The sequence below is a fragment of the Neobacillus drentensis genome (assembly GCF_036965645.1).
Lineage (GTDB): Bacteria > Bacillota > Bacilli > Bacillales > Cytobacillaceae > Neobacillus > Neobacillus drentensis_D.
In genome coordinates, this window is the sequence record NZ_JBALPZ010000124.1 from 1 (window position 1) to 9,914 (window position 9,914).

Here is a 9,914-nt window from a genome sequence, read left to right on the forward strand (position 1 = left end):
TCTCATTTGCAAAAGAGGAGATGAATAAAACACTCTCAGTTGCAAAAGAGGAGATGAATAAAACACACTCAGTTGCAAAAGAGGATCAGATAATGGAAGAGGAACCTAAATTGGAGCAGCCAGAGAGTCAAACAACCGTAATACAAAAACAAAAGAGAGAAAGTAGGTCTTCATTAAAGAAAGTCAAGCCATTTAAAGAAATGGACTTGAATGAGCGTTTAAATTATCTCATTAACTTTCCAAAGGTTCTGTCCCCTGTAACATGCGTCTTTTCTACTGAGAAAAGAAAAGTTCAAGGTTATTTAACAGAATACACAGACCAATTTGTAACCATAAGTTTAAAAAACCAAACCTCTGAAACCATTCCACTTGAACAGCTAACGAACGTGATGATGATCGGAATAAAGAGATAAATTAAATAAAAATAGCAAAATAGCCAGCCGATTTACGACTGGCTCATTTACGTTAACCCTGTTTGACTTTGAAAATTAGTTCGCCTCAGCCCTGTGTAATTGGTCATTTTTATGCTGCCGTTTTCTTCCTTAGTTACAGATTCCAAGGTCAACATCAGCGATACATTGCACTGAACTGAAGCGGTTTAGGTCAACAGTGACAAAATCTCTGCTTCCACGGAAAGTGTTAACTTTGCAAAATTTTGTAAGGTCGATACAGCATTTATCTCCACTTGATACGAGATTAACCGTTTCAAAATTTCCTTTGTTGTCACGATGGCCAGGTACTAACACCCTAAGTGTTGCGCAACAGTTTTCAAATACATCCTCCACGCGAAAGAAGATCGATACACATGCCTCATACTCTTCGATTAAAAATGCATGAAATGGTGAACCATCAGCAGTACTTAGAACAAGAACACGAGTATCAACCGGATCTCTTCTGGTTGACGACATCCATTCTAGTGGCTCAGTAAAGCAGCTAGTATATTGAGTAGATTCTTCTTCTACTGCTTCAACTTCATTATCTTGAATATCCTTAATGGCACGAACAACTTCGAATAAGCAGTTTTCACCGTGAAAGTTATTATCTTTATTTCCACAACCCATTAAATTTTCCTCCTTATTCCGTGATATATCCTACATTACTAACATATTGTCGAGAGTACTTTTGGGAAACGGCCAAACACCAAATTGTCAAAATTGGGCGGGGCAAACATCTATTTAATCAAAGAAAGGATATTAGCCGATATGAATATTACCTTTTTAACATTGCTTTTATTATCGCTAGCAAGCTTTCGACTGACGAGATTGCTTGTATTCGATCGAATATTTGAGTTTATTCGCGAACCTTTTTTTGATGAGGTTCGAGAGGAGCATGATGGGGAAGTAGAGATTTATTATGTACCAAAAAAAGCAGGGGTTAAGAAGTTTATAGGTGAACTGCTTAGTTGTTATTGGTGTACAGGAATATGGTCAGCTGCCTTTATAGTCAGCTTCCATTATATTTGTCCAGATATTTCTAGACCAATTATCTTGATTTTAGCAGTGGCTGGTGTTGCCTCTCTTTTGGAATTATGGGTTCAGCATTTTATCGAAAAATAATCTTTTCGTCTATGAAAGGAGAGGGCGTAAATGAACAATAATAAACAAAGCAAACACATACGCAATCCGGCAGCAAAATGACTACTACAAAGAAGAATAAAGGCTGCGGCTGCAGTAAAAAAACTTCAAAGTAATGAAAAAACTGCTGGTAAAACTGGCAGTTTTTTTAATTTAAGGAGCAGTGGTTTTACAGTCATAATTTTGCAGGATAAAGAAAAAACTATGATAGTATTCAAACACTTACGGGACAAGGAAAGTGAAGCAAATGAAAAGGGTCTATCGATTGATGGTAAGTATGAGTTTGTTGTTGTTGGCGGCATGTTCTCAGAATCAGGCGGTAAAGGAAAGTCAATTGGCGCTCATGAAAACGACAAATCCGACCCCCATTAGTACAGGGGGGAATAAGAGTAGTGATCGGGTAGAGGATATCAAAAAAGATGTAAGTTCTTTACCAGAGCTGTATGATGTTGCAGTTATCAAAGGAGAAAAAGATACATTAGTGGTCTATAAGGTAAAGCACATGCAGAGATTTAAAATGAAGACAATCGAAAAGAATCTAAATAAGAAGCTAGAAGAAGAACATCCTAAGGAAAACTTTACAGTATCTAGTGATTATAAGATTTTCTTAGAAGCAGTCAGGCTTAATGAGGAGATGAAATCAGGAAAGTTATCACATTCTAAGGCTGAAAAACGTTTAGAGGAAATTGTTAAAATGACGGAAGATATGAAGTAAGAAAGGGTGTATTGGGATGGCTAGCAAGCAGAAAAAAATGACCCCTCAGCAGAAAAACTATCAATCACTCCAACAAAAACATGAACTGAAGCGTCCAGTTTTAAAGAATTGTATTAAAGCATTTTTAGTTGGCGGGCTAATTTGCATGATTGGCCAAGCTGTCAGTTATTTTTACATATATAATTTTAATTTCACTGAGCAGAATGTGGGAAACCCCACCGTTGCAACGATGGTCTTTTTTTCAATGCTGTTAACCGGCTTTGGAGTTTATGACCACATTGGCCAATTTGCTGGTGCTGGGAGTGCGGTACCCGTAACTGGTTTCGGAAATTCAGTTATTTCTGCAGCTATTGAACACCGGACGGAAGGGTTTGTCCTTGGTGTAGGTGGAAATATGTTCAAACTTGCAGGTTCAGTTATTTTATTCGGAGTATTCTCAGCGTTTGTTGTTGCTTTAATAAAGACGCTACTTGTGATGTGGGGGGTTTTGTAATTGTTAAAGGGGCAGCAATCATGGGTTTTTAATAATCGGCCAATGATTACAGCAACAGGTGTAACAGGAGGACCGTTCGAAGCTAACGGTAACTTGGCGAAAGATTTTGACCTGCTTTACGATGATTTATGGATGGGACAGGAATCTTATGAAAAAGCCCATCGGTTATTGCTGGAAGAAGCGATTAAAGCTGCTTTAAAAAAGGGAAATATCCAAAAAGAACAGGTCCAGTTTTTATTTGCTGGGGACTTACTTAATCAAATTACCCCTACAAGCTTTGCCGCAAGGACCATGCAGATTCCCTACTTCGGTTTATTTGGTGCCTGCTCTACATCAATGGAGGGTTTAGCACTATCTTCCTTTGTCGTTAATTATCAGGGGGCAAACTATTGTTTGACCGGTGCTTCCAGCCACAATTCTGCAGTAGAAAAACAGTTTCGTTACCCAACCGAATATGGCGGACAGAAACCGCCAACGGCACAATGGACTATTACCGGTGCAGGAGTAGCGCTGGTTGAGCCAAATAAACCCAGTGAAAATAACCCAGTGACCATTTCGGCGACTATTGGAAAGGTAATAGATATGGGTTTATCAGATCCTTTTAACATGGGAGGGGCAATGGCGCCTGCAGCTGCGGATACCATTATCGCACATTTTCGTGATCTGCAATTAGATCCATCTTATTATGATTTGATTGTGACAGGAGACCTAGGAAGAATTGGGCATAATACTGCTTTTGAGTTGCTAAATAAAAGTGGATTGAAATTGGAAAAGCAGCAATTCCAGGATTGTGGATTGCTAATGTATAAAGATGACCAGCCCGTTCAAGCAGGAGGCAGCGGTGCTGGATGCTCGGCGACGGTGTTATATGGACATTTACTAAATGAAATGAAAAAAGGAACATATCAACGTATTTTAGTGGTTGCAACTGGGGCGTTATTGTCTCCGTTAAGCTTTCAACAAAAAGAGTCAATTCCATGCATTGCGCATGCTGTCGCAATTGAAATGAATGGTGAAAAGGGGTGAGTTCATGCTGGCAATGTTTTTTTGGGCCTTTGTGGTAGGAGGATTAATCTGTGTTGTCGGGCAATTATTATTTGATGTTGCGAAACTCACACCGGGCCATACAATGAGCTTGCTGGTGGTTGCTGGAGCGATTTTAGATGGGTTAGGATTATATGAGCCACTGGTTGATTTTGCAGGAGCAGGAGCAACCATTCCAATTACCAGCTTTGGAAATTCTCTTGTCCATGGGGCGCTCCAAGACGCTAATGCACATGGAATTATTGGTGTGTTGACCGGGATGTTCCAAGTAACTAGCTCTGGAATATCCGCTGCTATTATTTTTGGGTTTATTGGCGCACTTATTTTTAAGCCAAAAGGGTGATATACTTATTTTTTATCCAATTTTCCTATTAGGTTGTCATGCCTAGTACACATGATTAAGTAATTTCATATGTTATTAATGAGATTACCGAAAGTGAGGTGACAGTCTATGTGCTTCGGCTACGGCGGCTACGGCTATGGCGGCGGTTATGGCTACGGTTCCACTTTCGTGCTTATCGTAGTATTATTCATCCTTTTAATCATTGTTGGCGCAAGCTTCATTTAATAGACAATGAGATGGAGGGGGCTGGACCTAAAAAAGGGCCAGCCTTTTCTGTTTTTTACATAAGCTTGCTTGTGGATTTTTGCCATATTTGATACATATTCGTTTTCGGAGAGGGGGGCGGCTTCGGACAGGCCTGGCTTTAAAATGCTGTTGAAAGTCCGAAGGCGAGTCAACATCGGACAGGACTTGACTTTAAAATGCAGTTGATAGTCCGAAGACAAGACGCCTTAGGACAGGAAACCGTTGAAAGAAGCTATAGATTGCCCGAACGCAACGCTCATTCAGATAAGAGACACTTGAAATAACAGTTGAATATCGTCTATATGCGAAGCCATATCGGTCAACACCTGCATGAATTCACGGAAGCGTTCGAAAATATACTCATATCTTTGTCAGCCATTTCATGACATTCACCTTTTTTTCCCTCCTTCATAGAATAAAGTAGTCTATGAAGGAGCGTGAAATTTTACCATGGATAATGGGTTCTTTAAGAACATAGAAAAGAAAACAGGCGTTAATATGAAAGATATTTTTGATTTAGCTAACTCCCTGCAAAATGCTAATTTTAAAGATGAAAAAACAGTTCGTAATGTCATTCGGAGAGTTTCTCAAATTGCCAACAAACCGGTAAGCCAAGACATGGAAGACCAAATTGTGAAATCGATTATTAACGATGGCAAGCAGCTTGATTTTAATACGATTGCTCAAATGATGAATAAAAAATAAAAAGAGGATGACCAATTGTGTTTACAAATTGGTCTTCCTCTTTTTATTAATGGGAGCTAAAAATCTAGAGCGATTTGCTTTCTTCCCTCGCCTGTTACTTGGAATGGAGATTAACAGCTCTTCCTTTGCCCTTGTCATCGCTACATAGAACAATCTTCTTTCTTCTTCCAGCGGGGCATGATCGCCAGCACGGTAAGATTCCAGGGCAAAATCGTGCGGTAAGCTGCCGTCTACAGCACTAATCAAATAAACGGTTTTATATTCCAGCCCTTTAGCACGGTGAATCGTACTAAGCGTAATCGCATCAGTAAAATGTCTGCTCATATTCTTAATTTCCTTATTCATAGCCGACATATGCTGTGCGTGTTCTAATAAAGCCGCTATCGAATTAAAGCTTTTTGCTGCAACTTTAAGATCCTTTAGGTCATCAGAGCCTTTTTCAAGCTTACTCGACTCATTACCGCGTTTCTTTAGAAAATCTAGGAATCCAATTTCTTTCTCAATTTGTTCAATCGCAACGGATGGAGCTAAATGTTTAAGACCGCGGATAAGAGTAACGGCCTTTTTTAATTTTTTCTCTTGAAAGGCGTGAGCAGTTTTTAGGTATGAAAGGGCCTCAAGAAGGCTGCAATCCTTCAGAATGCTTTCTGCTTTTAGATCTTTTAGGACCGATTGTTTTAAAAATAATAAGGGCAATAAATCGCTCATGGCATTCGGGTCGTCTTCATTTAAACTCACCTTTAAAAAGGCAAGGGCGCTTCTCACGATAAAACGATCGTAAAATGCTTCGGCATCTAGATCAATTTTAAAAGGCAGGTTCGAGGCGGCTAATCTTTCAAAAACTGCACGCGAGCTGACATTTGTCCGATAAAGGATGGCAAAGTCTCCAGGTTTCGCACCTTGTGAAATTTTCTCCTGTATATCGGTAATAATCATTGTAGCCTCTTCTTCTTCATCATACGGAAAAAACAAATGAGGAAGGATACCTGAAGCGTATTGCGCTTCCATTCGTTTAAGTCTGCGTTTTTTATTTAAAGCAATCATTTGATTAGCTGCAGCGACAATTTCATGTGAAGAGCGATAATTCTGCTCAAGAGTTACTAATTTTGCATTAGGAAAGTCCTTTTCAAAATCTAAAAGATAACTAGGATCACTGCCCCTGAAGGAATAAATGGCCTGGTCATCATCACCAACCGCACAGACATTTTTATGTTTGCCGGATAACAGTTTAATCAGCTCATATTGAACCCTGTTTATATCTTGAAATTCATCAATTAAGAAGTAGTGGAACTTGTCTTGGTAATACTCTAGAAGGGGTGGAGACGAAATAAAAAGCTGATAACAGCCAATTAACATATCGTCAAAATCAAATAATCCTTCTTTTTGTTTATATTCTTCATACTTTTTATATAAAAATACCGCGCTCTCTTCCCAATCAGATGTGGGCTTTATTTCATGCGGCATGAGAAGCGAATTTTTCCAATAGCCTATTTGCTGCAGTACTAAATCATAGGCAAATTCCTTTTCAGATAATTGGAGGAATTTTCCTGCCTCCTTAAGGATTTTATCGCGCTGCCAATCCTTCTTTAGCAAATTATTTGAAGACCAATTGGCGGCATCATGGAACATTAAGATTCGATAGAAGATACTGTGAAAGGTACCGGTCACAAGCTGATTAATCTTTCCCCGCTGCATATTTGGATAGGAAAGTAGGCGGTTTTTCATTTCTGCAGCGGCTTTTGAGGTGAAGGTTACAAGCATAATAGAGCCTGGATCTGCCTGTTTCACTTCGAGCATGTAAGCAGTCCTTGCTGTTAACACACGTGTTTTGCCACTTCCAGCCCCAGCTAGGACTAATAACGAGCCATCTGTTTGTATGACGGCCTCTACTTGGCTTTTATCGAGGACTACTCTTTTTTCAGCAAGCAAGTGTAAATAGAGCGGCAGTTCCTGCTCTATATGTTTCTTAGTTGGTGTATAAGGAACAGAGTATTCAATCGGTTTAGCAGCTTGAAATAGTTCTAGGTTTGTGTTTGAGATGGTAATGGTCCGTCCTTGAGGGATTTTGAAACCATTCCGCTCGATATAGTGTGGAGTATCATCCGATTCTATAATGGGGTCAGGATCAAGGCATTTTTTTTCAGGTGTATGGACATGAAAAAAATGCGGCTCCATCTGGATGCCGAGAAATAATTTTACTTTTTCATGGCAGGTGGGACAGTCAAGTTCCCCATTTTTTCCGGCTAGGTATATTTTTTGGTATTGATCTCGAGCTAATTGTGAGAGTTGAATGAGCTGTTGTTGATAGAAAGCTGATTTCATATATTAAAACCTCTATTTCGTGAAAATAACACATGTTCTATCTTAACAAAACCAGCCAGCTTCGGAAAGTGTTTGATTATTTATCCAGCAAAAAGAAGCACCTGCCAGTTAATCGGCAAGTGCTTCTGTAGGAATTTGTTTGACCATCGTTTTATGAGGAATACCAGCATCCAAAAATTCCGCTGATGCTACCTCGTAGCCAAGTCCAGCATAGAATGGAATTGCATGGGTCTGGGCATTTAATTTTAATTTGTGTAAGCCTTGTTTCCGGGCGAAGATTTCGATGGCGTTCATCATTTTTCTTCCAGCCCCAGTTTTACGGGCGTCTTTTAACACGCAAATCCGTTCGACTTTACCATAACCATCAACGACACGGAATCTTCCAGCAGCTACGGGATTGTCAGTATCACTATACATAATAAAATGAGTGGCTTCATCCTCGTATTGGTCAATCTCCTCTTCAATCGGAACATTTTGCTCGTTTATAAATACAGTTTTTCTGACAGAAAAGGCATCTTCAAGTTCTTTTTGATTTCCAACAACTTTGATTATCACGTTTTACTATTCCTTTCCAAGACGAAATGTTTCATATACGGTCCAGGTACCATTTTCTAACTGATAAAGCAGGTGGAAACGGTCAATCGTTTCTTCATGATTAATATTTGTCATTCGGAGAGAGCCGTAAATATCAGAGTGTTCATCATTTGATAGCTTTTGACCAATCGTAATATGAGGGACAAAGGCATATTCATTCTTCTCGACATCCAATTCGTTATTGATTTCCGAATGCAGGGTGTTAAGTTCATTCGAAGGCTCAACCTTAAAATAGATCACGTTATTGACTGGCTTGAAAGAACTTACTTTTGTTGTTTTTAAAGAAAAAGGGCCAGTTTTGCCAGCAACTTTCCTTAGTTTATCAGCAAAATTTTTGACATCTTCTTCTGTCGCTTCAAAGGCACTTTTTAATGTCAAGTGAGGAGGAATAAGAGAATAATGCGGATCGTAACGTTTACGATAAGAATTTACTTCATCTTGAAGCTTTTTCGATGGGAAAATCACAACACCAAATTTCATTCGGTTACCTCCAATGATTGAAGTTATTTTAGGAAAATATCGATAAATCGCTTTCAGTAATTATAACAAATTTTCTAAATATAATAAATAAATTAAAATTCCTATCTAAACTTTAAAAATTTTTTTAAGCGCACGTTTTAAATCCGGCTGCCAATAGGTCCATGTATGGGTGCCAGAAAATTCTTCATAAAAGTATGTAATAGGTTTTGTTTTTATTGTTTTGGCGAGTAACCTGTTTGGGCTTAAAAAGTCTTTTACCTTACCGTCCGTAGTTGGGACCTCTGTTTCTTGAGTTCCAATCACATGATAAATTTCTAAAAGCTGGCCATCTTTAAAATTTTCTACTAAATGGAGGACTTGTTCATCGACATAGGGTGATTGAAGCAATACTTTTCCAAAGGAATGCGGATAGTGGAACGCTGTCATTAAGGAAACAGTAGCTCCAAGAGAATCACCAATTAATGCCCTGGTGGAACCCATCTGATAGGTTGGAAATTCCCTATCTAGAAAGGGGACTAATTCGTGTGCCAGAAAACGAATATACTGGCGATTTTGAACACCATCCGGTTGGTATTTCCGACGTCGGTCTTGTACATTCTTATAGGGTACCCCAACAATAATTAAATTTTCAATTTCTTGGTTAAAAAGTAACTCATCTGCTAATCGTCCGATTCGGCCAAGCTGAAAATAATCTCTGCCGTCTTGTGCAATTAGCAGTGAGTACTTATACAGTGGTGAGAAGTTTGCTGGCAGATAGATAAGAAGCTGCATGGTTTCTTGTAGTTCAGAGCTATGAAAGCTATATTCTTTGATTGTGCCCTTTGGATACTGCATGGAAAGCCCCCCGTAATTCGTTTGATACAACTGCATTTTATCATAACTAGAAAGAAGTCGCTTAATAAGAGAGGGAATGGTTGTGGGAGGTGAGGTAAGTTTAATGGAGGTAGGTTCTATGGGAACGATTTTCCGGCATAATTGATAATATGTTATCGCGTTTAAAGGTGCGCATTTGTTTCCGATGCAGACAATAAGCACGAATATAGTCATCGTTTATTTCTTTCACGATTAGCTTTCTTTGGGAAAGTTCTTGGTTTTCAGCAAGATAAATCATCTCAATTGGCATATGTTCTTCGATTGAACGAATTAAAAGTCCATCCATAGTACTCACTCCTTTTTGGTTTATAGTTATATTATAACCGAACGTTAGTTCTTTATTCAAGAAAAAATAGAACGTGTGTTCTAATAATGTTTTTTAAAAAGTTGATGGAAATTGTATTGACATTCTGAGCTATTCCACTATAATTAGATTTGTAGCTTAATAAGAGATCTGTTAGCTCAGCTGGGAGAGCGCAACCTTGACAGGGTTGAGGTCGGGGGTTCGAACCCCTCACAGGTCAT

Annotated in this window: 15 protein-coding genes and 1 tRNA gene; 10 read left to right on the forward strand and 6 right to left on the reverse strand. The window is 38.9% G+C overall.

What is annotated here, in order from left to right:
* The coding region (locus tag V7266_RS21795) for a CotO family spore coat protein (RefSeq protein ID WP_335470888.1) at nt 1-413 on the forward strand (413 nt) is incomplete at its 5' end.
* A gap of 129 nt (nt 414-542) precedes the next feature.
* Here the strand turns inward: V7266_RS21795 and V7266_RS21800 are convergent.
* On the reverse strand, nt 543-1,061 hold the full coding sequence (locus tag V7266_RS21800; protein ID WP_335470890.1) for a CotY/CotZ family spore coat protein: 519 nt from the start codon (nt 1,059-1,061) through the stop codon (nt 543-545).
* A gap of 141 nt (nt 1,062-1,202) precedes the next feature.
* Between V7266_RS21800 and V7266_RS21805 the strand changes: the two genes are divergently transcribed.
* The 8 genes from V7266_RS21805 (at nt 1,203) to V7266_RS21840 (ending at nt 5,120) form a co-directional block, all read left to right on the forward strand.
* Complete coding sequence (locus V7266_RS21805; RefSeq protein WP_335470891.1) at nt 1,203-1,556, forward strand: DUF1360 domain-containing protein; 354 nt, start codon at nt 1,203-1,205, stop codon at nt 1,554-1,556.
* A 222-nt stretch (nt 1,557-1,778) separates the two neighbouring features.
* Entirely contained in the window at nt 1,779-1,946 is a 168-nt protein-coding gene (locus V7266_RS21810) for a hypothetical protein (RefSeq protein ID WP_335470893.1), read from the forward strand.
* A complete protein-coding gene (locus tag V7266_RS21815; protein ID WP_335470895.1) occupies nt 1,918-2,289 on the forward strand; it encodes a YhcN/YlaJ family sporulation lipoprotein in 372 nt (123 codons plus the stop codon). The genes V7266_RS21810 and V7266_RS21815 overlap by 29 nt, the downstream gene beginning before the upstream one ends.
* Nucleotides 2,290-2,305: 16 nt before the next feature.
* Nucleotides 2,306-2,782, forward strand: a complete 477-nt coding sequence (spoVAC, locus tag V7266_RS21820; RefSeq protein ID WP_335470897.1) for a stage V sporulation protein AC — start codon at nt 2,306-2,308, stop codon at nt 2,780-2,782.
* Nucleotides 2,783-3,808, forward strand: coding sequence for a stage V sporulation protein AD (spoVAD, locus tag V7266_RS21825; protein WP_335470899.1), 1,026 nt, complete (start codon nt 2,783-2,785; stop codon nt 3,806-3,808).
* 4 nt (nt 3,809-3,812) lie between these two features.
* A complete protein-coding gene (gene spoVAE / locus V7266_RS21830; RefSeq protein WP_335470901.1) occupies nt 3,813-4,169 on the forward strand; it encodes a stage V sporulation protein AE in 357 nt (118 codons plus the stop codon).
* A 108-nt stretch (nt 4,170-4,277) separates the two neighbouring features.
* Entirely contained in the window at nt 4,278-4,394 is a 117-nt protein-coding gene (locus V7266_RS21835; RefSeq protein ID WP_335470904.1) for a YjcZ family sporulation protein, read from the forward strand.
* Between the two features lie 471 nt (nt 4,395-4,865).
* Entirely contained in the window at nt 4,866-5,120 is a 255-nt protein-coding gene (locus V7266_RS21840) for a stage VI sporulation protein F (RefSeq protein WP_335470907.1), read from the forward strand.
* Nucleotides 5,121-5,141: 21 nt separating this feature from the next.
* On the opposite strand, the gene V7266_RS21845 is transcribed toward V7266_RS21840, so the two are convergent.
* The 5 genes from V7266_RS21845 to V7266_RS21865 form a co-directional block, all read right to left on the reverse strand.
* Nucleotides 5,142-7,442 (reverse strand): ATP-dependent helicase, encoded by a 2,301-nt coding sequence (locus V7266_RS21845; RefSeq protein ID WP_335470910.1) that lies wholly within the window; start codon nt 7,440-7,442, stop codon nt 5,142-5,144.
* Between the two features lie 108 nt (nt 7,443-7,550).
* Nucleotides 7,551-7,997 carry a GNAT family N-acetyltransferase gene (locus V7266_RS21850; RefSeq protein WP_335470911.1) on the reverse strand — a complete coding sequence of 149 codons (447 nt, stop codon included), beginning with the start codon at nt 7,995-7,997 and terminating at the stop codon, nt 7,551-7,553.
* A gap of 6 nt (nt 7,998-8,003) precedes the next feature.
* The gene (locus tag V7266_RS21855; protein WP_335470914.1) at nt 8,004-8,516 is read right to left on the reverse strand and encodes a YjcG family protein; all 513 of its coding nucleotides are present in this window, start codon (nt 8,514-8,516) and stop codon (nt 8,004-8,006) included.
* A gap of 105 nt (nt 8,517-8,621) precedes the next feature.
* Nucleotides 8,622-9,350, reverse strand: coding sequence for an alpha/beta hydrolase (locus V7266_RS21860; RefSeq protein ID WP_335470917.1), 729 nt, complete (start codon nt 9,348-9,350; stop codon nt 8,622-8,624).
* A 100-nt stretch (nt 9,351-9,450) separates the two neighbouring features.
* Nucleotides 9,451-9,675 (reverse strand): hypothetical protein, encoded by a 225-nt coding sequence (locus V7266_RS21865; protein WP_335470919.1) that lies wholly within the window; start codon nt 9,673-9,675, stop codon nt 9,451-9,453.
* A 165-nt stretch (nt 9,676-9,840) separates the two neighbouring features.
* Between V7266_RS21865 and V7266_RS21870 the strand changes: the two genes are divergently transcribed.
* A tRNA-Val gene (locus tag V7266_RS21870) sits at nt 9,841-9,913 on the forward strand.
* The last annotated feature ends 1 nt before the right edge of the window (nt 9,914 follow it).